The sequence below is a fragment of the Martinezella paranaensis genome (assembly GCF_014200235.1).
Lineage (GTDB): Bacteria > Pseudomonadota > Alphaproteobacteria > Rhizobiales > Rhizobiaceae > Rhizobium > Rhizobium paranaense.
In genome coordinates this window covers 706655-729043 of record NZ_JACHBI010000001.1, presented here as the reverse complement: position 1 = coordinate 729043, position 22389 = coordinate 706655, and the positions used below count along the sequence as shown (strand labels likewise).

At 59.3% G+C, this 22389-nt stretch carries 20 protein-coding genes; 10 read left to right on the top strand and 10 right to left on the bottom strand.

What is annotated here, in order from left to right; translation table 11 throughout:
• Positions 1 to 87: 87 nt before the first annotated feature.
• From lon to clpP, 3 genes are all read right to left on the bottom strand, one after another.
• Positions 88 to 2508, bottom strand: a complete 2421-nt coding sequence (gene lon / locus GGD50_RS03555; protein ID WP_107107719.1) for an endopeptidase La — start codon at positions 2506 to 2508, stop codon at positions 88 to 90.
• Between the two features lie 420 nt (positions 2509 to 2928).
• Positions 2929 to 4206 (bottom strand): ATP-dependent Clp protease ATP-binding subunit ClpX, encoded by a 1278-nt coding sequence (gene clpX, locus GGD50_RS03550; RefSeq protein ID WP_028753990.1) that lies wholly within the window; start codon positions 4204 to 4206, stop codon positions 2929 to 2931.
• Positions 4207 to 4509: 303 nt separating this feature from the next.
• Positions 4510 to 5142, bottom strand: a complete 633-nt coding sequence (gene clpP, locus GGD50_RS03545; protein WP_104822662.1) for an ATP-dependent Clp endopeptidase proteolytic subunit ClpP — start codon at positions 5140 to 5142, stop codon at positions 4510 to 4512.
• A 410-nt stretch (positions 5143 to 5552) separates the two neighbouring features.
• On the opposite strand from clpP, the gene GGD50_RS33330 reads away from it, so the two are divergent.
• Together GGD50_RS33330 and GGD50_RS03535 are read left to right on the top strand one after the other, a co-directional pair.
• Positions 5553 to 6806, top strand: coding sequence for a GGDEF domain-containing protein (locus GGD50_RS33330; RefSeq protein ID WP_107107717.1), 1254 nt, complete (start codon positions 5553 to 5555; stop codon positions 6804 to 6806).
• Positions 6807 to 6847: 41 nt separating this feature from the next.
• Entirely contained in the window at positions 6848 to 8092 is a 1245-nt protein-coding gene (locus GGD50_RS03535) for a cytochrome P450 (protein ID WP_107108110.1), read from the top strand.
• Between the two features lie 131 nt (positions 8093 to 8223).
• Here GGD50_RS03535 and pstB read toward each other — a convergent pair whose 3' ends face one another.
• The 7 genes from pstB to GGD50_RS03500 form a co-directional block, all read right to left on the bottom strand.
• On the bottom strand, positions 8224 to 9060 hold the full coding sequence (pstB, locus tag GGD50_RS03530) for a phosphate ABC transporter ATP-binding protein PstB (protein WP_107107716.1): 837 nt from the start codon (positions 9058 to 9060) through the stop codon (positions 8224 to 8226).
• 29 nt (positions 9061 to 9089) lie between these two features.
• Positions 9090 to 9941 carry a phosphate ABC transporter permease PstA gene (gene pstA / locus GGD50_RS03525; protein ID WP_107107715.1) on the bottom strand — a complete coding sequence of 284 codons (852 nt, stop codon included), beginning with the start codon at positions 9939 to 9941 and terminating at the stop codon, positions 9090 to 9092.
• Positions 9942 to 9951: 10 nt separating this feature from the next.
• Positions 9952 to 10923 (bottom strand): phosphate ABC transporter permease subunit PstC, encoded by a 972-nt coding sequence (gene pstC, locus GGD50_RS03520; RefSeq protein ID WP_107107714.1) that lies wholly within the window; start codon positions 10921 to 10923, stop codon positions 9952 to 9954.
• Positions 10924 to 10999: 76 nt separating this feature from the next.
• Positions 11000 to 11971 (bottom strand): phosphate ABC transporter substrate-binding protein PstS, encoded by a 972-nt coding sequence (gene pstS, locus GGD50_RS03515; RefSeq protein WP_245407464.1) that lies wholly within the window; start codon positions 11969 to 11971, stop codon positions 11000 to 11002.
• 334 nt (positions 11972 to 12305) lie between these two features.
• Positions 12306 to 12650, bottom strand: a complete 345-nt coding sequence (locus tag GGD50_RS03510; RefSeq protein WP_107107712.1) for a cupin domain-containing protein — start codon at positions 12648 to 12650, stop codon at positions 12306 to 12308.
• A 34-nt stretch (positions 12651 to 12684) separates the two neighbouring features.
• On the bottom strand, positions 12685 to 13968 hold the full coding sequence (locus GGD50_RS03505) for an O-acetylhomoserine aminocarboxypropyltransferase (RefSeq protein ID WP_107107711.1): 1284 nt from the start codon (positions 13966 to 13968) through the stop codon (positions 12685 to 12687).
• A gap of 161 nt (positions 13969 to 14129) precedes the next feature.
• Positions 14130 to 14558, bottom strand: coding sequence for a CoA-binding protein (locus GGD50_RS03500; RefSeq protein WP_028753980.1), 429 nt, complete (start codon positions 14556 to 14558; stop codon positions 14130 to 14132).
• Between the two features lie 111 nt (positions 14559 to 14669).
• Here GGD50_RS03500 and GGD50_RS03495 point away from each other — a divergent pair, with 111 nt between their 5' ends.
• From GGD50_RS03495 to GGD50_RS03460, 8 genes are all read left to right on the top strand, one after another.
• The gene (locus tag GGD50_RS03495; protein ID WP_107107710.1) at positions 14670 to 15002 is read left to right on the top strand and encodes a hypothetical protein; all 333 of its coding nucleotides are present in this window, start codon (positions 14670 to 14672) and stop codon (positions 15000 to 15002) included.
• Positions 15003 to 15477: 475 nt separating this feature from the next.
• Entirely contained in the window at positions 15478 to 16314 is an 837-nt protein-coding gene (locus GGD50_RS03490; RefSeq protein WP_107107709.1) for an EamA family transporter, read from the top strand.
• Between the two features lie 238 nt (positions 16315 to 16552).
• On the top strand, positions 16553 to 17017 hold the full coding sequence (gene rplM, locus GGD50_RS03485) for a 50S ribosomal protein L13 (protein WP_028753977.1): 465 nt from the start codon (positions 16553 to 16555) through the stop codon (positions 17015 to 17017).
• A 2-nt stretch (positions 17018 to 17019) separates the two neighbouring features.
• Positions 17020 to 17487 carry a 30S ribosomal protein S9 gene (gene rpsI / locus GGD50_RS03480; RefSeq protein ID WP_028753976.1) on the top strand — a complete coding sequence of 156 codons (468 nt, stop codon included), beginning with the start codon at positions 17020 to 17022 and terminating at the stop codon, positions 17485 to 17487.
• Between the two features lie 532 nt (positions 17488 to 18019).
• Positions 18020 to 18397, top strand: coding sequence for an antibiotic biosynthesis monooxygenase family protein (locus tag GGD50_RS03475; RefSeq protein WP_107107708.1), 378 nt, complete (start codon positions 18020 to 18022; stop codon positions 18395 to 18397).
• Positions 18378 to 19331 (top strand): agmatinase, encoded by a 954-nt coding sequence (gene speB, locus GGD50_RS03470; RefSeq protein WP_107107707.1) that lies wholly within the window; start codon positions 18378 to 18380, stop codon positions 19329 to 19331. The genes GGD50_RS03475 and speB overlap by 20 nt, the downstream gene beginning before the upstream one ends.
• A gap of 137 nt (positions 19332 to 19468) precedes the next feature.
• On the top strand, positions 19469 to 20401 hold the full coding sequence (gene argC, locus GGD50_RS03465; protein WP_107107706.1) for an N-acetyl-gamma-glutamyl-phosphate reductase: 933 nt from the start codon (positions 19469 to 19471) through the stop codon (positions 20399 to 20401).
• A 459-nt stretch (positions 20402 to 20860) separates the two neighbouring features.
• Positions 20861 to 22375: a DUF2778 domain-containing protein gene (locus tag GGD50_RS03460; protein WP_107107705.1), complete on the top strand. Its 1515-nt coding sequence runs from the start codon at positions 20861 to 20863 to the stop codon at positions 22373 to 22375.
• Positions 22376 to 22389 lie beyond the last annotated feature (14 nt).

Here is a 22389-nt window from a genome sequence, read left to right as displayed (position 1 = left end):
CAAAAGCTTTTCACAAAAAAAGACCGGCAAAAATGCCGGTCTTTTCTGGTTTTATGTCAATTCGGCGCAAATGAGGCGCAACCACGCTTAGTGGGCGATAGTTGCCCCGACATCGTCGACACCTTCAACCGTTGCGATCACGGGTGTTTCGACGGTGCCGTCCCACTCGATCGGCTCGGGCCTGCGCACCAGCGCATGCTTGATGACCTCGCCCATGCGGGATACCGGGACAATCTCCATGCTGTTCTTCACGTTGTCCGGAATCTCCGCCAGATCCTTGGCGTTTTCCTCCGGAATCAGCACCTTCTTGATGCCGCCGCGAAGCGCTGCAAGCAGCTTTTCCTTCAGGCCGCCGATCGGCAGCACGCGGCCACGCAGCGTGATTTCACCGGTCATGGCGACATCCTTGGAAACCGGGATGCCGGTCATGATCGAGACGATGGCGGTCGCCATGGCAACACCGGCCGAGGGGCCATCCTTCGGTGTCGCACCTTCCGGCACGTGCACGTGGATGTCGCTCTTGTCGAAGAGCGGCGGCTGGACGCCGAAATCGACGGCACGCGAGCGGACATAAGAGGCCGCCGCGGAAATCGATTCCTTCATGACTTCCTTCAGGTTGCCGGTGACCGTCATACGGCCCTTGCCCGGCATCATCACGCCTTCGATCGTCAGCAGCTCGCCGCCGACTTCCGTCCAGGCGAGACCGGTTACGACACCGACCTGATCGTCGCGTTCGGCTTCGCCGTGGCGGAAGCGCGGAACGCCGAGATATTCGTCGATATTCGCAGCGGTGACCGCGACGGACTTGGTCTTGCCCTTGATGATCTCGGTGACCGCCTTGCGGGCGAGCTTCATCAATTCGCGCTCGAAGTTACGCACACCGGCTTCACGGGTATATTGCTGGCTGATCGCCATCAGGGCGTCGTCGCTGACCGAAAATTCATTCGGCTGCAGCGCATGTTCCTTGATGGCCTTCGGCAGCAGGTGCCGCTTGGCGATTTCGCGCTTCTCGTCTTCGGTGTAGCCGGCGATACGGATGATCTCCATGCGGTCCATCAGGGGCGCAGGGATGTTCAGCGTATTCGCCGTCGTGATGAACATCACGTCAGACAGGTCGTATTCGACTTCCAGGTAGTGATCCATGAAGGTCGAGTTCTGCGCCGGGTCCAGCACCTCAAGCAAAGCCGAAGACGGATCGCCGCGATAGTCCTGGCCGAGCTTGTCGATCTCGTCGAGCAGGAAGAGCGGGTTGGACTTCTTCGCCTTCTTCATCGACTGGATGACCTTGCCGGGCATCGAGCCGATATAGGTGCGGCGGTGACCGCGGATTTCGGCTTCGTCACGAACGCCGCCAAGCGCCATGCGGACGTACTCACGGCCGGTCGCCTTGGCGATCGACTGAGCGAGCGAGGTCTTGCCGACGCCCGGAGGGCCAACGAGGCACAGGATCGGGCCCTTGATCTTGGTCGCGCGAGCCTGGACGGCCAGATATTCGACGATGCGCTCCTTGACCTTCTCGAGACCGAAATGATCGGCTTCGAGGATCTTCTCGGCATTGTTCAGATCGGTCTTGATCTTCGACTTCTTGTGCCAGGGGATGCCCAGCAGCCAGTCGAGATAGTTGCGCACGACCGTGGCCTCCGCCGACATCGGGCTCATCTGACGCAGCTTCTTCAGCTCCGCATCGGCCTTTTCCTTGGCTTCCTTGGAGAGCTTCGTCTTGGAGATGCGCTCTTCCAGTTCAGCCATCTCGTCGCGGCCTTCCTCGCCGTCGCCGAGTTCCTTCTGGATCGCCTTCATCTGCTCATTCAGATAGTATTCGCGCTGGGTCTTCTCCATCTGGCGCTTGACGCGCGAGCGGATGCGCTTTTCAACCTGAAGAACCGAAATCTCGCCTTCCATGAAGCCGAGCGCCTTTTCGAGGCGACCCTTGACGCTGGTGGTTTCCAGCATCTCCTGCTTCTCGGTGATCTTGATCGACAGGTGCGAAGCAACGGTATCGGCGAGCTTCGAGTAGTCATCGATCTGGCTGGCTGCACCAACCACTTCCGGCGAAATCTTCTTGTTGAGCTTTACATAGCTTTCGAATTCCGAAACGACCGAGCGGCTCAGTGCTTCCAGTTCGACCGGATCTTCACTCGGCTCATTCAGGACATGGCCGAGGGCTTCATAAAAATCCTCGCGGGCCGTGTAGGAATCGATCTCTGCGCGTGCCCGGCCTTCGACCAGCACCTTGACGGTGCCATCGGGGAGCTTCAGGAGCTGCAGCACATTGGCTACGGTGCCGACCCTGTGGATTGCGTCCGGGGCTGGATCATCGTCGCTGGCGTTGATCTGGGTGACGAGCATGATCTGCTTGTCTGACCCCATCACCTCTTCCAGCGCGCGGATGGACTTCTCCCGTCCGACGAACAGCGGCACGATCATGTGGGGGAAAACCACGATGTCGCGCAATGGCAATACCGGATAGGCAATGCTCTCATTTGCCGCAGACGTTTTCTTAGTCATGTCATTTCCTTTCCGTCGTCCCGTTCCCGGGCTCTCTGCCGGCTTGGAGGGATTAGCCGGCTCTCTCACTTGGGTTAGAAGTGGAGCTTCACATCATTCATTTCAAGTCGTGCAAAACGCGCCGCAGGGTCACGAAACACGCATGTCACGAGGAGGAACGCAACAACAAACACCGGACCCCGGCTACTCGAACATCGCCGGCAATGCGGTTCCCGATGGACCGAAGCCGGACGCAAATCCACATATCCGCCGATGATCCCCAGAATCACGCCATCATGGCCGCGGCAGGCGCTCTTAACAACCGGTTTCGTCGGCGTTCCAGTGAGCTTATCCCGGACTTTATCAGGAAACTGTACGATTTTTCAAATAGAAAGGGGCCCGTCAACGACGAGCCCCGGATTTAGGCCTTAAATCTGGCGATCAGGCGGTAGCGTTGGCCTTTTCTTCCTGCCGGTCCGCGTAGATGTAGAGCGGACGGGCAGAGCCGCGAACGACCTCTTCGGAGATGACCACTTCGCGAACGCCTTCCAGCGCCGGCAAATCGAACATCGTGTCGAGCAGGATCTTTTCCATGATCGAGCGCAGGCCGCGCGCGCCGGTCTTGCGAACAATCGCCTTGCGGGCGATTTCGCGCAGCGCATCCTCGTGGAAGGTCAGCTCGACGTCTTCCATCTCGAACAGGCGCTGGTACTGCTTGACGAGCGCGTTCTTCGGTTCCGACAGGATCTGGATCAGCGCATCCTCGTCCAGGTCTTCCAGCGTCGCCAGAACCGGCAGACGACCGATGAATTCCGGGATCAGGCCGAACTTGACCAGGTCTTCCGGCTCCAGTTCGCGCAGCACTTCGCCGACGCGACGATCGTCAGGCGCCTTGACGGCAGCACTGAAGCCGATCGAGGTCTTTTCGCCGCGGGCGGAGATGATCTTGTCGAGGCCGGCAAAAGCGCCGCCGCAGATGAACAGGATGTTCGTCGTGTCGACCTGCAGGAATTCCTGCTGCGGATGCTTGCGGCCACCCTGCGGAGGAACCGAAGCAACCGTGCCTTCCATGATCTTCAGCAGCGCCTGCTGCACGCCTTCGCCCGACACGTCGCGGGTGATCGACGGATTGTCAGACTTGCGCGAAATCTTGTCGACTTCGTCGATGTAGACGATGCCGCGCTGGGCGCGCTCGACATTGTAGTCGGCAGCCTGCAGCAGCTTCAGGATGATGTTTTCAACATCTTCACCGACGTAGCCGGCTTCGGTCAGCGTCGTCGCGTCAGCCATGGTGAACGGCACGTCGATGATGCGGGCCAGCGTCTGCGCAAGATAGGTCTTGCCGCAGCCGGTCGGGCCGACGAGCATGATGTTCGACTTCGCCAATTCGACATCGCCATTCTTGGACGCATGTGCGAGACGCTTGTAGTGGTTATGAACCGCCACCGACAGGATCTTCTTCGCCTGCCTCTGGCCGATGACGTATTCGTCGAGAACCTTGATGATATCCTGCGGTGTCGGCACGCCGTCACGGGACTTCACCATCGAGGATTTGTTCTCCTCGCGGATGATGTCCATGCACAGCTCGACGCATTCATCGCAGATGAAGACGGTCGGTCCGGCAATAAGCTTCCGGACTTCATGCTGGCTCTTGCCGCAGAATGAACAATACAGGGTATTCTTGGAGTCGCCGCCGTTGCTGCCGCTGACTTTGCTCATATCATTTTCCTTCCAGCACGCCGCTGATTTCCAGATTGAAATCGCGGTCCACTCAATGCGCCCGCCGGACCTGCCCCTCGTTTCATCAGCAGATCGCGGCGCTCTTCGGGGTACTGAACGTAGCCCAGACCACATACCCGGGCTGCGGTGGCAACGAATCCCCCTTCGAATGCCCAATGCTATGTCATAAAATCGCTACATAGCATTAACGCTTACTATTACCGTGTTCTACACCACATTAAACCCCTATTCGATCACAAATGGGATAGAACTGTGGCGTAGAAGACACCGCCCTTGGATAACTCAGGCGGGGGTTTCACCTTCCATTTCAGTACGGGAGGTCAGCACCTTGTCGATCAGACCCCATTCCTTGGCCTCATCGGAGGACATGAAATGGTCACGATCGAGCGTCTGCTCGACCTCTTCGTAGGTTCGGCCGCAATGCTTGACGTAAACTTCATTCAGGCGGCGCTTCATCTTGATGATGTCGCGGGCGTGGCGCTCGATGTCCGAAGCCTGCCCCTGGAAACCGCCGGAAGGCTGGTGAACCATGATGCGCGAATTCGGCGTAGCGAAACGCATGTCCTTGTCGCCAGCCGCGAGCAGCAGCGAGCCCATCGACGCAGCCTGGCCGATGCAAAGCGTCGATACTGCGGGCTTGATGAACTGCATGGTGTCATAAATTGCCATGCCTGCCGTGACGACGCCGCCCGGCGAATTGATGTAGAGCGCGATCTCTTTCTTCGGATTTTCCGCCTCGAGGAAGAGAAGCTGGGCGCAGACCAGCGTCGCCATTTGATCTTCGACCGGGCCCGTCAAGAAGATGATGCGTTCCTTCAGCAGGCGAGAATAGATGTCGTAAGACCGTTCCCCGCGGTTGGTCTGCTCAACAACCATCGGCACCAGAGCCATAGCTGTATCGACTGGATTTCTCATGTGCGTCCTTTACCAAGCTTGCCCCGACGGCGAACTGCCGGGAATCGAATAAAATCCCTTTACCCTACATAGAGTGTCACCGCCCTGCACTTCAAGACGCGCGAAAGGATAACGTCAAAAAGGCCTAATGGCTCAGGAGATGTTGAGGAAGGGTTTCTAACCGCTGATTTCCCCATGCCAATAGATCTGATGATGCGCTGCGCGCGGTCCACCGCTTTTCCAAACCGCAGGGTGAAGGAAAGATGAAGCGCAGACGAGGTTGGCACAGCCTCATTCCCATGCACAGCTAAAATTTACCAACCGACTTAAGGAACTCACCATCTTATTCGGCGATGATGCCTCCATTGCAAGCATTACCGTGTCCTTTGCGCCGACGACATCCGCGCCACGGTAAGGGAGAAACGCATATCGTGCTCAATATCACCACGGGCCTCACCATCTGGTGTTCCGAAGCGTTTACGCTCGCAACCGTGCTTTTCTTTGCCTGGCGGCATGATCGCCAGACGCCCGCCTATTTGATGTGGGCGATGGGCTTCACCGTCAGCGGCGTCGGGTTCGCGTTGGTGGCGGCGCGCGGCTTCATTCCGGATTTCCTGTCGATCGAAGTCGGCAACGGCATTGCCCTGCTCGGCGAAAGCGCCTGGATCGCCGGCTTTTACTGGCTGGACAATCGTAGGCTGGACTGGCGGGCGCTGTTCCCGCCGCTCATCTGGTTTGCCGGCGTCGAACTGCCCTGGATTCACGAGAGCTACGTCAATCGCGTCATCCTTTACGATCTCGCCGGCGCTGTCGGCGCGACGCTGCTCGCCTCTGCGGTTCGTCCCGCGGAAGGCCGACGCGAGGGGGTGCGCGGGCAGCTCGGTTTCGTTTTCATGGCGCTCGCCTGCCTCTGCTTCGCGTCCGCCATGTCGATGACGCTCCTGCGACCCAGCCTTGAGGAAGCTCTGACCTATCGCAGCTACTCCGCCCTTAGCAGCGCGCTGCTGATCACCACGGCAATCGCACTCAGCGGCAGACTGATGATGGAACGATCCGAACGTCGCTGGCGAGCAATCTCCATTACCGATACGCTGACGGGCGTGCTGAACCGACGCGGCCTGCTGGATTATTTCGAGCTTATCGCCGGGAAAACCGACAAGGACTCGCAGAAGATCGCCACGCTGTTGTTCGATCTCGATCACTTCAAAGCGATCAACGATCGTTATGGCCACCAGACAGGCGATATCGTGCTTGCCGAATTCGCCCGCATCGGACGGCAGTTCGTGCCGCGCGGCGGCGCATTCGGCCGCATGGGTGGCGAGGAATTCACCGCCTTCGTCCTCGTCGACGACCAGTCGGAGGCCGAGGCGATCGCCGAGACTATCCGCATGGAATTCTGCCGGGTGCCGCTGCTTGCCGGCCGCTCATTGGTGCCGGCGACCGTCAGTATCGGTCTGGCGATCATGCCGTGCGACACCGCCAACTGGGACCGGCTGGTTTCCGCCGCCGATCGGGCGCTTTATGCCGCCAAGCGCGCCGGCCGCAACTGCACGATCGTCTTCAGCGAAACGGAAGCGGCAACGGCCACGGATACGCCGCCCGATCCCAACGGCGGTGAACTTGTGCCGACGCTCGACGATCAGATCCATGCTCTGCGCCGCCTCGGCACTTTGTCGCGGATGTAATGGCCTTTTCCCAGCCGATTTATTCCGATAATCCTTTCGTCATGACCACATCCTCCGTTTTCTCCATCGATCCCGTCGCGCGTCGCGTGTCCCTCAATGCCCGCGATCCCGCCTTCTACAACAATCCGAACGCCGTCTACACTGCCTTGCATGCCGAATGTCCCACCTTCTATTGGGAACAGCAGCAGCAATGGTATTTCACCGGCTATGATCATGTGAACGGCCTGCTGCGCGACCGCCGCTTCGGCCGGCAGATCCTGCATATCGCCAGCCGCGAAGAACTCGGCCTGCCCGCACCGCAGCCACATCTGAAAAACTTCGACCTTGCCGAACAGCATTCGCTTCTCGAAATCGAACCGCCGGAACACACGCGGCTGAGAACCCTCGTCAATCGCGCTTTCGTCTCGCGTCACGTCGAGAAGATGAAGCCGGAGCTGGCCGAGCTCGCCAACCGGCTGATCGACAATTTCGAGAAAAAAGGCGAAGTCGAACTGCTGTCGGCCTTTGCCGACATCATTCCCGTCACGATGATCGCGCGGATGATCGGCATTCCGGAAGAGATGGGGCCGCAGTTGCTGAAGTGGTCGCATGCCTATGTGCGTATGTACATCTTCGGCCGCACGCCCGAAGATGAGATCGCGGCGGATCAGGCGGCCAAGGAATTTGCCGACTACGTGAAAACAGTCATTCGCGAGCGCCGCGCCAATCCGCGCGACGATCTCCTCACCCATATGATCACCACTGAGCACAAGGGCCAGTATCTGACGGAAGACGAGCTGGTCTCGACGACGATCGTGCTGCTCAATGCCGGCCACGAGGCGACGGTGCACCAGATCGGCAATTCCGTTCGCGTCATCCTGGAGAGCGGCTATGCGCCGGCCGAGCTTTTCAAGGACGAGGCGACAACGGAGCGCACGGTCGAGGAAACCCTGCGGATCTGCGCGCCCGTGCATGTTTTCCAGCGCTGGTGCCTGGAGTCGGCGGAGATCGACGGCGTTTCCTTCGAGCGTGGCGACAAGGCGGCATTGATTCTCGCCGCCGCCAATCTGGACCCCACGAAGTTCTCCGATCCCCTCACCTTCAAGCCCGACCGCAATGAAGCGCCCAACCTCTCCTTCGGCGCCGGCATCCATTTCTGCATCGGTGCGCCGTTGGCGCGGCTGGAATTGAATGCGGTGCTGCCGATCCTGTTCGAGCGCCTGCGCGGCCTGAAGCTCAAGAAGACGCCGGAGGTCAAGGACCTCTATCAATTCCATGGCCTCGACAAGCTGGAATTGAGCTGGTGAGTTAAGTTCGACGACGTCGATGTCGAACGACGCGCCGGGCTCATGAATCATCCCCCAAAACGCAGATGGCGCGCCGGGTGGGCGCGCCATCGCAAAATCACTGGAAGCGGGACGGTGCCGCCTCTTCCGTATCAGCCGTAACGGCCGGTGATGTAGTCTTCCGTGCGCTTGACTTTCGGCGCCTGGAAAATCTGCTCGGTCGGGCCGTATTCGATCAGGTCGCCAAGATACATGAAGGCGGTGTTGTCGGAGATGCGGCTTGCCTGCTGCATGTTGTGCGTCACGATGACGATCGTAAACTCGCCCTTCAACTGCGACACGAGTTCTTCGATCTTAGCGGTCGAGATCGGATCGAGAGCCGAGGTCGGCTCGTCGAGAAGCAGCACGGACGGCTTGACCGCGATGGCGCGGGCGATGCAGAGGCGCTGCTGCTGACCGCCGGAAAGGCCAAGTCCGCTCTGGTGCAGCTTGTCCTTCACTTCGCTCCACAACGCAGTTTCCGTCAGCGCCGCTTCGACGCGAGCGTCCATTTCCGCCTTGGAAATCTTCTCATAGAGCCGGATGCCGAAAGCGACGTTCTCATAGATCGACATCGGGAACGGCGTCGGCTTCTGGAACACCATGCCGACCTTGGCACGCAAATCGTTCAGATCGACGTCCTTCGCAAGGATATTGCGGCCGTCCAGCAGGATCTCGCCCCCAACCGTCTGGCCCGGATAGAGATCATACATCCGATTGAAGGTGCGCAGCAGCGTGGACTTACCGCAACCCGAAGGGCCGATGAAGGCGGTGACCGCATTCTTGCGGATGTTCATATTGACACCCTTCAGAACGCGATGACCGTTCTGATAGGTGAAATCGAGGTTCTTCACCTCAAGTTTCGCGACGCCACCGACACCCGACTGAGAAACGGCGTCCTTCCCCGGCTGTGTGTTGACGCTCTGAAAATTGCTATCGCTCATGTTCATGGTTTCATTCCTATCGTTCGGCGGCTGCGTCACTGGCGGCGCCCACTCAAGACACGGGCAAGGATGTTGAGGGCAAGGATGGCAACGGTGATGATCAGCGCGCCGGCCCAAGCCAATTGTTTGAGATCCTCGCCTGCATCGGCGGCGAGCGTATTGATGGCAACCGGCAGCGTGGCGATTGGACCGGTCAGTCCCGCATTCATGAATTTGCTGTAGCCGGCCGTGAAGAGAAGCGGCGCGGTTTCGCCGCTGATACGGGCTACGGCCAGCAGGATGCCGGTGAGGATGCCCGTCCAGGCGGAACGGTAGATCACCATCATCATGGACTTCCAGCGCGGCGCGCCGAGCGCGGCGGTCGCCTCACGAAGCGCATTTGGCACCAGCATTAGCATGTCCTGCGTCGTGCGATTGACGACCGGGAGAGCGATCAGCGCCAGCGCGAGGATGCCGGCGATGGCAGAGTTGCCGTGCATGGGCACGACCACGGCACCGTAGACGAACACACCGACGATGATCGAGGGTGCGGACAGCAGGATGTCATTGATGAACTTGGCAGCTTCGGCAAGCTTGGTGCCGTTGGCATATTCCACCAGATAGGTGCCGGCGAGAATGCCGATCGGCGCGGCGATCAGGATGGCGGCGCCCGTGACCAGCACAGTGCCGTAGATGGCGTTGATCAGGCCGCCGCGCGAGCCCTGAGCTGGGATCGACATTGTGAAAACGTCGAGGCTGAGCGCCGATACACCGCGATAAACCAGGGTCACAAGGATAACGCTGAGAAAGAATATGCCGAGGATGGCCGCGAGAAAGCACAGGGCCATCATCACCCGGTTCTTCCCATAACGCCTCGACACGAGGTTCTGACGAATTGCATTTTCCATCGGTTTTTCCTCAGAGCGAGTCGCCGCGGCCGATCATCCACCTCGCCAGCGCAAGCACGCAGAAGGAAAGGACGAACAGGAGCAGGCCGAGCGCAATCAGGCTCGACAATTGCAGACCGTCGGCATCGCCGAAGTTATTCGCGATCTGGGCGGAAATGGTGGTGGATGGCGAGATGATCGACGCTTGCAGACGGCTTACCGAGCCTACAACGAAGGTGACGGCCATGGTTTCGCCAAGCGCGCGGCCGAGGCCGAGCATGATGCCGCCAACGAGGCCGCGACGCGTATATGGGATCAGGATGTTACGAGCCACTTCCCATGTGGTCATGCCCATGCCGTAAGCCGATTCACGCAGCATCGGCGGCACGGTGCTGAACACGTCGCGGGCGATCGCGGTGATGAACGGCAGGATCATGACAGCCAGCACGAGGCTTGCCGTCAACAAGCCGACACCCGGCGCCGGCGGCTGGAATAGCAAGCCGATCACCGGCACCTGGCCGATCGTCATCATAAGAAAGGGCAGGACATAATTCTGCATCAGCGGCACGAGAATGAACAGACCGACGATGCCGTAGATAATGGAGGGAACGCCCGCCAGAAGCTCGATGGCCGTGCTGATCGGACGACGCAGGCTACCGGGGCAAAGTTCCGTGAGGAAGATGGCGATGCCGATGCCGAGCGGAACGGCAATCAGCATGGAGATGAACGCACTCACCAGCGTGCCGACCACGGCAGGCACAGCACCGTAGATATCGGCTGGAGCGCTCCACTTCGTGCCCCAAAGGAACGACAATCCGAAGGTCTGGAAGGTCGGCAAGGCATCGATGACAAGAACCGCAAGGATTGCCAGCAGCAGAAGCACGACAAGAGTAGCCGAGCCAAGCGTCATAAAATAGAAAATCCGATCCTGTATCCGGAATTTTCTGGTGGCGGCGGTGGTATCCACAGCCTGGAAGCCAGCCGTCTGAATCGCGTCAGCCATCGATTTCCCCTTGTCCTGTCACGAAAGGCGGACAGGGCTTATACCCTGTCCGCCGCAACTTCTCAGCCAGCACAAATTACTTCGTGCCGAAGTCCTTCTTCCAGGACTCTTCGACAACAGCGGCAACAGTTTCCGGGACCGCCAGATAGGACAGAGCGGTCGCATCCTTCTGACCGTTCTGATAGGCCCACTTGAAGAACTTCAGAGCTTCTTCGTTCTTAGCAGCATCGGCAGGCTTCTTGTAGAGCATAACCCAGGTCGAAGCTGCAATCGGCCAGCTCTTTTCGCCCGGCTGATTGGTGATGATCAGGTTGAAGTTCTTAGCATGAGCCCAATCGGCGTTGGAAGCAGCAGCCTTGAAGGTGTCGAGGCTCGGCTCGATAACCTTGCCGGCAGCATTCTTCATCTTCGCGAAACCGATGTGATTGGCGACGACGTAGGAATATTCAACGTAGGAGATCGAACCAGCGGTCTGGTTGACAGTGGTGGAAACGCCTTCGGAACCCTTGGCGCCGAAGCCGACCGGCCATTCAACTGCCGTGTTCGAACCAACCTTTTCCTTCCACTCCGGCGAAACCTTCGATAGGTAATCGGTGAAGTTGAAGGTCGTGCCCGAGCTGTCGGCACGATAAACGACGGAGATCGCCGTGGAAGGCAGCTTCAGGTCGGGGTTGAGGGCCTTGATGGCCGTGTCGTCCCACTTGGCAATCTTGCCGAGGAAGATGTCGCCCAGCGTCTTGCCGTCGAGAACGAGTTCGCCCGGCTTTACGCCTTCAACGTTATAGGAAACGACGATACCGCCGGAGATCATCGGGAACTGGGCAATGCCGTTCTTCTCGAGGTCAGCGTCGCTCATCGGCTTGTCCGAAGCGCCGAATACGATGGTCTTGTCGAGGAGCTGCTTGATGCCAGCGCCCGAACCAACCGACTGGTAGTTGACGACATTGTTCGTCGCAGCCTTGTAGCCTTCGGCCCACTTGGACAGAACCGGAGCGATGAAGCTCGAGCCGGCGCCCGTGATGTCGGCAGCCGAGGCCGAAACGGCCATAACCGCGATGAAGCCTGCAGTCAGGCAAAGCGAACGAAATTTCTGATTCAACATGATTGAACTCACTTCCTCAAGTGATGAATGAATGGCGAGCAGGAGATAGCGTGGAGCGCCCCATCGGTTCACAACCCCACCTCAATCCCCTGGCGACAGTGATGGCTCTAATCTCGCAGTGTTTCAGTTTGATGACAGTTTGGTGAAAGGCCAGTGACACAACTTACAGCAATAGGAATGGCTGATTGCGCTGGCTCTGCCGCGAATGCCTGTCTGCATCCAATGGCGCCGACCTTTCCGGTTTGAAGCGATCGGTTTTGCGGCGGAATCCGCACGGCCTTCAGAGACGGATCACATAATCCTTTCGAGTCGTTTCAATGACTTCCCACGTCCCTTTGAAGCCGGGTCTCAGAATCATGCGATCGCCGGCGCGCAGATGAAAAGTCTCGCCGTTTTCGGCGGTCATCACCGAATAGCCCGAAAGGATATGGAAATACTCCCACTCGTCATAGACGATTTGCCATTTGCCAGGCGTCGCCTCCCATATGCCGGCATAGAGGCCGCCATCGGCTTCCTCGACACTCCAGGTCCGGAACCCTGGCGCACCGGAAAGGATGCGATCGGCGGCAGGAGCTCCGGTTTCCGGCTCGATGCCGTCGGTGTCCAATCGTAAATATGTTGTCATAAATCCTCCGTCCCTATCAGGAAACGCTCGCGTATCACACCTTCGCCAGCGCCTGCTCGAGGTCGGCGATGATGTCCTTGACGTCCTCGATACCAATCGACAGGCGGACGACATCAGGACCGGCGCCGGCGGCGATTTTCTGCTCGTCGGTGAGCTGTTTGTGCGTCGTCGAGGCGGGATGGATGACCAACGAGCGCGTGTCGCCGATATTGGCGAGATGGGAAAAGAGCTCCAGGCCCTCCACCAATCCCTTGCCTGCTTCATAGCCGCCCTTCAAACCGAAGGTGAAGACAGAACCCGCCCCCTTGGGCGAATAGCGCTGTTGCAGCGCATGGTTCGGGTCGTCCTCAAGACCGGCATAGTTCACCCAGGCCACCTTGTCCTGCTGTTTCAGCCAGCGTGCGACGGCGATCGCATTGTCGGAATGGCGCTGCATGCGCAGCGGCAGCGTCTCGATGCCCGTAAGAAGCAGGAAGGCGTTGAAAGGGGAAATGGCGGGGCCGAGATCGCGCAGGCCGAGGACGCGGCAGGCTATGGCGAAGGCGAAATTGCCGAAGGTCGCGTGCAGCACGATGCCGTTATATTCCGGCCTCGGCGTCGACAGCATCGGATAGTTACCTGAAGCAGACCAGTCGAAGGTGCCGCCATCAATGATCATGCCGCCCATGGAATTGCCGTGGCCGCCAATGAATTTGGTTAGGGAATGCACGACGATGTCGGCGCCATGTTCCAGCGGCCGGATGAGATAGGGACTGGCCATGGTATTGTCGACGATCAGCGGCAGGCCATGTCTGCGGGCAACGGCGGCGATCGCCTCGATGTCAACGAAGGTGCCGCCCGGATTGGCAAGGCTTTCAATGAAGATGCCGCGGGTACGGCTGTCGATCTGAGCTTCGAACGTCGCGGGATCGGCGGAGTCGGCCCAGCGAACGTGCCAATCGAAATTCTGGAAGGAATGACCGAACTGGTTGACCGAGCCGCCGTAGAGCCGCCTGGCAGCGACGAAATTGTCGCCGGGCTGCATGATGGTATGGAAAACGATCATCTGGGCGGCATGGCCGGAGGCGACAGCAAGGCCCGCCGTGCCGCCTTCGAGAGCGGCCACCCGCTCTTCAAGCACGGCTTGGGTCGGGTTCATGATGCGCGTGTAGATATTGCCGAACTGCTGCAGCCCGAAGAGCGCGGCGGCGTGGTCCGCATCCTGAAAGACGAAGGAAGTGGTCTGATAGATCGGCGTCGCGCGGGCGCCCGTCGTCGGGTCCGGCTGCGCGCCTGCATGGATTGCCAGCGTGTCGAAACCCGGATTATTCGTCGCCATACTCTCTTCTCCCGCCCCTGTTGTGACGGGAGGATCATAACGTCTCAGGTTTGAAAGTTAACCGCGAACTTTGCCGAGCTTTTCCACCCAAGTGAAAAACCTGCCATCTTTCAGCGATATCGCATGTCAGGTTTTTCGCAGTCGGAGGCGCTCTGCCGGCGTCAGGCGACCAGCCGCGGATATTCGATGGCCGGGCAGCGGTCCATGACGACCTTGACGCCGGCCGCTTCCGCTCTCGCCGCGGCGGCATCGTCTCGCACGCCGAGCTGGCCCCAGATGACCGGTGGCCGCGGCTCGATCATGATTGTCTCTTCGACCACCGATCGCAGATATTCCGGCGCGCGGAAGACATCGACCATGTCGACCGGCTCGGGAATATCGGCCAGATGACCAAAAACCCACTGTCCGAGGATTTCCTTGCCGGCCTGTCCGGGATTGACTGGAATAACGCGATAGCCTCGCGCCATCAGATAGGCCATGACGCCGTTGCTTGGGCGCGCGGGATTGGGCGATGCGCCAACAAGCGCGATTGTCCGCACGGATAAAAGGATATCGGCGATATAAGAATCCTCATAACGGTCATGGTTCATCACACAGCCTCCCATTGGATCAAACTTGCGTTTTGCCACAAATCCGGAAACCACGGCCGCGGCTTTCGCGTATATATAAGCATTATAACAATTTCGAGGAGGATTGCTCCGATGAAAAAATTCGTGCTGCTGAGCCTGCTGATCGCCTCCGCCGCCACACCGGCCCTGGCGATCTCGCGTTACAACTCCATGTCCTTCACCTGTGGTGAGGCCAGGGCGATCATCAACCGCGAACGGGCCGTCATCATGCGCTATCCATCCACCAGGGTACGCAACATGACGCTTTACGATCGCGTCGTCTCCGACAGCAATGCCTGCGACCCCGGCTATTATGCCTACCAGGACTATATGCCGACCAAGGACAGAGCCAATTGCCCCGTCTATACGTGCCGGCCGTCGACCGATTTCGACGACGATGATTTGCTCTTCCCGCACCACCGATAGCCGTGCGGCAAGACAGGTTGTCCCTCTTTCACGCGAGATGTGGCTCAGCCTATCAGAACCATCTCATCTGCGACGCAGAGTAGGCTCCTGCGCCTCCGATTGCTTTAAGCGACTGGAAGTAGCGGGATTCTCCGCGTTACAATTTTCCGTCTTAGTCAATGATACTACGATAACACCCTCACAGCGCTTTGAATGTTACTAAAATAACCTTGCGCCGTGCGTTCACCCGGCATGCAATTTTTGTTCTCGCTTCATTCTCCCATAAATTAGAAACACCTCATGGTTGCGCGAATAATTCGAACAAACAGAGAACACACAACCGCGCTTTTCGATTGAATTTCTTGAGAGAAAGAACAGCCAGAAGCATAAAAACCCACACATTTTGTTGCTTTTCGGTGCATTGAGGGTCAAATGGCGCCTGCATGCCCACAAATCGTCAAATCCTTGCTCGTTGCCGTGCAATCCCGAGGTCTCCGTGTCCGCTGACGTTATCGCTCTCGTTCTCTTCGGCGCGCTGCTGCATGCAACGTGGAACGCCATCATCAAGGCTGGAACGGACAAGTCGCTGGATGCAGCGATGGTCGCGGCCGGCGGCGCGGTAACCGCCCTGCCCTTTCTGCCCTTTCTGCCATTGCCGGCTTCGGCCGCCTGGCCATTCATCGGTGCGTCGGCGATCCTGCAGTTCGCTTATTTTCAATTGGTGGCCGCAGCCTATCGCGCCGGCGACATCGGTCTCGTCTATCCGCTGATGCGCGGGGTGGCGCCAATGATCATCGTGGCGACCAGCGGCTTCATCCTGCATGAGGCGCTGTCCGGCGGCGCGCTGCTCGGCACGATGACGATCTGCGCCGGGATATTGACGCTTGCCTTCGAAGCCCGGAAGGGCGGCCGGCAGGCCATTGTGCTCGCTCTGTCCAACGCGGTTGTTATCGCCACCTATACCTATGTCGACGGCATCGGCGCGCGCCTTTCCGGCAATTCCATATCCTATACACTGTGGATGTCGCTCCTGCCGCCGGTCCTGTTGTTTACGTGGGCGATCTCACGGCGCGGGGTCTCCGTTGTCGCCGCCCATGTCCGCTATAACTGGTGGCGCGGCCTGATCGGCGGTGGCGGCTCGCTGACATCCTACGGCCTGGCATTGTGGGCGATGACGAAGGCACCCGTCGCCATGGTGGCGGCGTTGCGCGAGACATCGATCCTGTTCGCGCTGGTGATTTCGGTGGTCATCCTGAAGGAGCGATCGAGCGTCTGGCGCTATGTGGCGGGTGCCATTATTGCAGGGGGCGTATTGGTTCTGAGACTGGCTTAGGGACAAGAAATATGGGGTATCAAAATACCTCATATTTAACCTATTGATTTTCATTATGAATTTTTCAGATCACAAAATCCGCTCTTATTGACCTCCTCACCCATTCCCTTTATAAGCCGCCCCAGATCGCAGCCTTTCCGGGCTGCTTTCTTTTTGGCGCGCGTTTCGCTCGCCAAACCAAGCAACAAGAAACGCCCTGATGCCTTCGGGCCCGGGGATCCAAAAGAGAGTATTCAACATGGCTACCTTCTCCCAGAAGCCTGCAGAGGTGGAGAAGAAGTGGGTTCTCATCGACGCCGAAGGGCTCGTCGTTGGCCGTCTCGCTTCTATCATCGCAATGCGTCTGCGCGGCAAGCATAAGGCTACCTTCACGCCGCACGTCGACGACGGCGACAATGTCATCGTTATCAATGCCGACAAGGTCGTCTTCACCGGCAAGAAGTACGAAGACAAGGTTTACTACTGGCACACCGGTTATGCCGGCGGCATCAAGGAGCGCACCGCTCGCCAGATCATCGAAGGCCGCTTCCCGGAGCGTGTTCTCGAGAAGGCTGTCGAACGCATGGTTCCGCGCGGCCCGCTCGGCCGTCGCCAGATGAAGAACCTGCGCGTCTACGCCGGCTCCAACCATCCCCATGAAGCCCAGCAGCCGGTCGTTCTCGACGTGGCCAAGCTGAACAAGAAGAACGTAAGGAGCGCCTGATAATGGCTGATCTCTCTTCCCTGAAGGATCTCGGCACGGCATCGGAAGCTGCTGCTCCGGTTCACGTCCGCAAGGTCGACTCGCTTGGCCGTTCCTACGCGACCGGCAAGCGCAAAGACGCCGTCGCCCGCGTTTGGGTCAAGGCGGGCTCCGGCAAGATCATCGTCAACGGCAAGGACTACACGGCATACTTCGCCCGTCCGGTTCTGCAGATGATCCTGCGTCAGCCGATCGTCGCTGCTGCCCGTGACGGCCAGTTCGACATCGTTGCCACCGTCGCCGGCGGCGGTCTTTCCGGCCAGGCCGGTGCCGTTCGCCACGGCCTGTCCAAGGCGCTGACCTACTTCGAGCCGGGCCTGCGCTCGGTCCTGAAGAAGGGCGGCTTCCTGACCCGCGACAGCCGCGTTGTCGAACGCAAGAAGTACGGCCGCGCCAAGGCACGTCGTTCGTTCCAGTTCTCCAAGCGTTAATCGCTTATCCGAGATCGGATTTTGGAAAGGCCGGGTTCGCCCGGCCTTTTTTCGTTTATGTGCAGTTGTCAGAACTGCAGTGTCCTCGGCGGCCGATGTTCCACATTGAGATGTGTCAGCGCTTTTTTCTCTGTTATCGTATGATCGACTAGGTTAGAGCGGAATAGGAACCATGCAGGGGCAGACATGAGATCCACGGGATTGGGTTTGGTCTCTTCGCTGGCATTCTCAGCCCTCTACGCAACCGCGGCTTTTTCAGCGGATGCCGTTACGACGATTGAGGCAACACCGGTCCCCATGGAAAGCATGCGGGATTTCCTGCAAGCCAATCCGGGCTGTCACGAATTTACCGATCAATGTTCGATTTGTGCTGTTGTCGACGGCAAAGCGCAATGTTCGACGCCGCAAATCGCCTGCGTGAAGCAAGCGTATCGATGCACGGTTCCACCAAGCAAATAGGCGTTCGTTGTCGCTCCCATGCTTGCATGCCGCACCCATGCTCTCTACTTCTCTTCACCTCGGGAGACACCCTATGACACGTGATCGCGCATCGCCTTTTGCCGCCACGCCGAAGCCGCCCTATTACATCGTCTCGTTTTCCTCCATCCGTACGGAGGGCGATCAGGGCTATGGGGCCATGGGAGAGAAAATGGAGGCGCTGGCGCTCGCCCAGGACGGCTGCTTCGGCCTTGAGAGCGCCAGACGCAGCGATGGCTTCGGCATCACCATTTCCTTCTGGCGGGACGAAAAAAGCATTCTGGCCTGGAAGAATGTCGTCTCGCACATGGCAGCCCAGAAGCTTGGGCGCGAGCGCTGGTACGAGCAATACCAAGTCCGTGTCGCCCGGGTCGAGCGGGCCTATAGTTTCCATGCGAACGAAGGAGAATCCTTTGCCGAGCACGTCGATTGATCACGCCTTTTCAGCAACGAGCCTGAGGTCGGCAGCCAGCGACCCGACATTTGCGGGGGCGCTCTCCTTCATGCGCCGGCGCTTCACCAAGTCGCTCGACGGCGTCGACGCCGTCGTCTGGGGCATTCCCTTCGATGCGGCGACATCCAATCGGCCTGGAACGCGCTTCGGGCCGCAGGCGATCCGTCGCGCCTCCGCGATCTTCGACAATGATCCGCAATATCCTTTCCACCGCGACCTCTTCGCCGAAATGGCCGTCATCGATTATGGCGATTGCCTGCTCGACTACGGCAACCATCAGGAGACGCCGGCGGAGATCGAGCGGCAAGCGAACACGATCCTCGACAGCGGCGCCTTTTTGCTCACGCTCGGCGGCGACCATTTCGTCACCTGGCCATTGCTGAAGGCGCATGCGGCCAAACATGGCCCCTTGGCGCTGGTGCAGTTCGACGCGCATCAGGACACTTGGTTCGACGACGGCAAACGGATCGATCATGGCTCCTTCGTTGCGCGCGCCGCCCGTGACGGCCTGATCGATGTCAATCGCTCCATCCAGATCGGCATTCGCACGCATGCGCCAGAGGATTACGGCATTCGGCTTCTCTACGGCCATGAAGTCGAGGCTATGAGCGCGGCCGACATTGCGTCGACGATCATTTCCCACACCAAAGGCGCGCCCGCTTACCTGACCTTCGATATCGACTGCCTCGATCCGGCCTATGCACCCGGTACCGGAACGCCGGTAGCCGGTGGCCCGTCGAGTGCGAAAATCCTTTCGGTGCTGCAGCGGCTGCATCAGCTCGACATCAGGGGAGCGGACGTCGTCGAAGTTTCCCCGGCCTATGACCATGCCGACATCACCGCCATTGCGGGGGCGACAGTGGCAATGTATATGCTCGGTCTCCACGCTGAAAGGCGTGCAGCAGGTCGCTAAGGCATGATCCCGAAAAGTGAGAAGCGGTTTTCGGACGAGATCATGCCCGCTCGAAAACTGCTGTTATCATTTTGAATCAACTCCATGGCAAACTGAGTCCGGAAACACTCTGAACCTATTGAAAGAGCAGGAATAAAATGGCACCGAAAATCTTCATCGACGGCGAACACGGAACCACGGGCTTGCAGATCCGCACGCGCATGGCAGACCGCCGCGATGTCGAGCTTCTGTCCATTCCGGAAGCCGAGCGCCGCAATGCCGCGATGCGCGAAGACATGCTGAACAGCGCCGATATCGCCATCCTCTGCCTGCCCGACGATGCGTCGAAGGAAGCGGTAAAGATGGTTTCGGCGAACAACAAAGTCCGCGTCATCGACACCTCGACCGCCTATCGCGTCAATCCCGGCTGGGCCTATGGCTTTGCCGAGATGGACAAGGAGCAGGGCGACAAGATCAAGGCCGCCCGTTTCGTCGCCAATCCCGGCTGCTATCCGACCGGCGCCATCGGCCTCATCCGGCCGCTGCGTGCTGCCGGCATTCTGCCGGACGGCTATCCTGTCACCATCAATGCCGTTTCCGGTTATACCGGCGGCGGCAAGCAGATGATCGCGCAGATCGAAAATGCCGATCATCCCGATGCAATCACCGCGCCGCATTTCCTTTACGGCCTGCCGCTGACCCACAAGCATGTGCCCGAGATGACGGCGCATGGCCTGCTTGACCGCGCGCCGATCTTCTCGCCGTCGGTCGGCAAGTTCCCGCAGGGCATGATCGTGCAGGTGCCGTTGCACCTTGACAATCTTGCCGAAGGCGCGACGCTGGAGAGCATCCATGCTGCGCTTGTGGCCCACTATGCCGGTCAGGACATCGTGCAGGTCGTCCCGCTGGCGGAGAGCCGCGCTTTGCCGCGCGTCGACGCCGTCGAACTGGCCGGCAAGGATACGATGAAGCTGTTCGTATTCGGCACGCCGGGTAGCACCCAGGTCAATCTCGTCGCTCTGCTCGACAATCTCGGCAAGGGTGCTTCGGGCGCTGCGGTCCAGAACATGGACCTGATGCTGAGCGCCTGACGTTTCAGCCTGATCAATAGTCAAAAACCAAAGAAGCCCAGCCGATCGCCTTATCGAGGTCGATCGGCTGGGCTCGATTTATTGCGGGCTGAAATCAGCTCCAGGCACCTGCCCTTAGGGCATCCTGGACCATTCGCGATAACGATTTGACATGCGACGCAGGCGTTGATCCGTCCGATCCGCCCCTTTCGCGCATTTTATAATACTTAATTAGCAATTATTAATTTTTGGTCACAAATCAGCCCTTATCGCCTGCTTTTCGGCTTTCGCCGCCGCAACAATCGCGGGCTTTGGCAAAAAGACAATTCCAAGATCGGGTCGGCGTAAAGGAATTGGTTACCATAATTCGGCATGCTTTCCGACAGTCGGCAAAGTGACGGCCGGACGCAGATTTCGCGTCCCGGCGTAAGCACATTTGTGAGCCGGCGTGGTGCGTATGTAGTTTGGATAACGAGTATCATGGCGTTTGCGACCGAGACGTTCGGTAATATCAATTCCCGTTCCGGCCATGCTTCCCGCCGGAAGAAATCTCCAGGGATCAGTCCCGGTACCGCCATCACTGGCGTCGCAGTGGTGGTTTTTGCTTGGGTGGCCGCGACGCTGATCACCACCCAATCGATAGTCCTGTCCCTCCCCGGTGCGGATACTACGCTGCAGGATTCGCTGACCCCGAGAGCATCCGCCTTCATCGTGCCGCAGGGGTACATCCCGCATGCGGCGCGCCTTGCCAGTCAGACCGCGCCCATGGGCGGAAGAGCACGGGTAAGCGGTATGTCCGCCGATGCGGAGAGGCAGGAGGCCATAGCACGTTCCAAAGCGATCCTGGCGCGCGGGCTGGTCAAGCAGCAATTGGCAAGCGCGCTATCGCAGCAGGCCTCGGATCTCGCACGGACTCAGACGGCTTCGGCCGTTGCCAAGAACGACGCACCGGTGTCGCCGGAAACGGTTGCGCATCTGCGCGACGCCACCGCCCTCGCCCTGACGAATGCCGGGAAATCTGTCATGCAGAGCGAGATCGCAGGAGCGGCCGTCTCGATCACGGCCCTCGGCGGTTCCATGCCGCGGTCGGCAGAAGTTGCACTGGGCAAACCCGCAATCCAAGCCGCAGGGCCAAATTTGGCTGCCCTGGATCATCCGGCCAAGGACAGTCTGCCGATCGCAGCGTCCGCAAGCGATGCGGCGCCCACGGAGATGGCATCGGCCGCTCCGTCGGCTGGAGCGATCGACCGTGCGGTTGCGGAAAGCCTCGCGACGACTGCTTCCAGCGATTCGGCTTCGCAGCCTTTCGACATCATCCCAATGCCACGTCCGGATCAGACGGACGCCGGAACCATCGACCTCGCAGAAGCGGAAGACGCGTCTGTTGTCGAGGAACTACCCAGTGTAGTGCCGCTGCCGCGTCCGGCCCATGTCGTTGCAAGGGTCACCGCCTCGGACGCAAGCACGCAGGACGCTGCTGACGAAGCTGACACCTCGCCCACCCGCGCGCTGGCCTATGCCAAGCCGGAGGAAGAGGTCAAGCGGTCACGGCCGTTCCTCAACCCGTTCGCCGCCGTTACCCCGCGCGGCGGAACCGCCATCTACGATATCTCGGCCGGAACCGTCTACCTGCCGGGCGGCGAACGCCTCGAGGCCCATTCCGGCCTCGGTCACATGCGTGACAATCCCCAATATGTCGACCGCAAGAACACCGGCCCGACGCCGCCTGAAACTTATAACCTGACATATCGGGAAAGCCTGTTCCATGGCGTGCAGGCACTGCGCCTGACACCCGCAAACGGCGCCCGCGTCTATGGTCGCGTCGGCTTGCTGGCTCACACGTATATGCTCAGAAGCGGCCGCGGAGAATCGAATGGCTGCGTGGTCTTTAAGGATTACAGCCGCTTCCTGGCAGCCTTCAAGCGCGGTGAGATCAAGCGTATCCAGGTGGTAGCGCGTCTGTCGTCGGCGCCCAGCAATGTTGCGTCGCGCTGAGTTTAGCGAAACAC

What these genes read in the sequence shown, in the direction of transcription:
- GGD50_RS03475 (WP_107107708.1), top strand. Translation starts at nt 18,020, where the DNA reads ATGACACGTGATCGCGCATCGCCTTTTGCCGCCACGCCGAAGCCGCCC.
- GGD50_RS03500 (WP_028753980.1), bottom strand. Translation starts at nt 14,558, where the DNA reads ATGAACCATGACCGTTATGAGGATTCTTATATCGCCGATATCCTTTTA.
- lon (WP_107107719.1), bottom strand. Translation starts at nt 2,508, where the DNA reads ATGACTAAGAAAACGTCTGCGGCAAATGAGAGCATTGCCTATCCGGTA.
- GGD50_RS03510 (WP_107107712.1), bottom strand. Translation starts at nt 12,650, where the DNA reads ATGACAACATATTTACGATTGGACACCGACGGCATCGAGCCGGAAACC.
- GGD50_RS03460 (WP_107107705.1), top strand. Translation starts at nt 20,861, where the DNA reads ATGGCGTTTGCGACCGAGACGTTCGGTAATATCAATTCCCGTTCCGGC.
- GGD50_RS03495 (WP_107107710.1), top strand. Translation starts at nt 14,670, where the DNA reads ATGAAAAAATTCGTGCTGCTGAGCCTGCTGATCGCCTCCGCCGCCACA.
- pstB (WP_107107716.1), bottom strand. Translation starts at nt 9,060, where the DNA reads ATGAACATGAGCGATAGCAATTTTCAGAGCGTCAACACACAGCCGGGG.
- pstS (WP_245407464.1), bottom strand. Translation starts at nt 11,971, where the DNA reads ATGGCCGTTTCGGCCTCGGCTGCCGACATCACGGGCGCCGGCTCGAGC.
- clpP (WP_104822662.1), bottom strand. Translation starts at nt 5,142, where the DNA reads ATGAGAAATCCAGTCGATACAGCTATGGCTCTGGTGCCGATGGTTGTT.
- rpsI (WP_028753976.1), top strand. Translation starts at nt 17,020, where the DNA reads ATGGCTGATCTCTCTTCCCTGAAGGATCTCGGCACGGCATCGGAAGCT.
- clpX (WP_028753990.1), bottom strand. Translation starts at nt 4,206, where the DNA reads ATGAGCAAAGTCAGCGGCAGCAACGGCGGCGACTCCAAGAATACCCTG.
- rplM (WP_028753977.1), top strand. Translation starts at nt 16,553, where the DNA reads ATGGCTACCTTCTCCCAGAAGCCTGCAGAGGTGGAGAAGAAGTGGGTT.
- pstC (WP_107107714.1), bottom strand. Translation starts at nt 10,923, where the DNA reads ATGGCTGACGCGATTCAGACGGCTGGCTTCCAGGCTGTGGATACCACC.
- pstA (WP_107107715.1), bottom strand. Translation starts at nt 9,941, where the DNA reads ATGGAAAATGCAATTCGTCAGAACCTCGTGTCGAGGCGTTATGGGAAG.
- argC (WP_107107706.1), top strand. Translation starts at nt 19,469, where the DNA reads ATGGCACCGAAAATCTTCATCGACGGCGAACACGGAACCACGGGCTTG.
- GGD50_RS03535 (WP_107108110.1), top strand. Translation starts at nt 6,848, where the DNA reads ATGACCACATCCTCCGTTTTCTCCATCGATCCCGTCGCGCGTCGCGTG.
- GGD50_RS03505 (WP_107107711.1), bottom strand. Translation starts at nt 13,968, where the DNA reads ATGGCGACGAATAATCCGGGTTTCGACACGCTGGCAATCCATGCAGGC.